At 52.5% G+C, this 425-nt stretch carries 1 pseudogene; it reads left to right on the top strand.

The features are described 5' to 3' along the window. Positions 1–425 (top strand): annotated as a pseudogene (locus SQ11_RS17725) (NADH-quinone oxidoreductase subunit L); the annotation flags it as partial.

Here is a 425-nt window from a genome sequence, read left to right as displayed (position 1 = left end):
CGTGCCTGCTGACGATATCTACACCTCGGTAGTCGAACGTAAGCCGTTGCGCTTGGTGCGCCTGCCCTGGTTGGTCGCATTGGCAGTGACAGTGCTAGTTCCGGCCTTCGTGCTCGGCTTTTCGCATCTGCTGGTGGCAGCTGATTTCGTGCATAAGCAAGGGGCGGTCATTCTGCTGTTTTTCGGCTGGATCACGGGTGCCCAGGTCTTTTTCTCGATTCACCGTTTGTCTACCGAGAATCCATGGCGGTTGATGGGAATGATCTTCCTGTCGTTTGTCATCGTCGTTGTGGGTTATACGATAATAGGGCATCTGTTCGAGCAGTTCCTCTATCCCGACGCAACTCTGGTAAATGAGATATATGCCGCAGCAGGAGTCGATCTGATTGTTTTCGATATCATCGTGGTGGTGCTGACCTTGATCT

This window comes from Nitrosospira sp. NpAV (genome assembly GCF_000832065.1).
Taxonomy (GTDB): domain Bacteria; phylum Pseudomonadota; class Gammaproteobacteria; order Burkholderiales; family Nitrosomonadaceae; genus Nitrosospira.
Note: the sequence above shows the minus strand (reverse complement) of the source record. Positions and strands in the feature narration are given on the sequence as shown.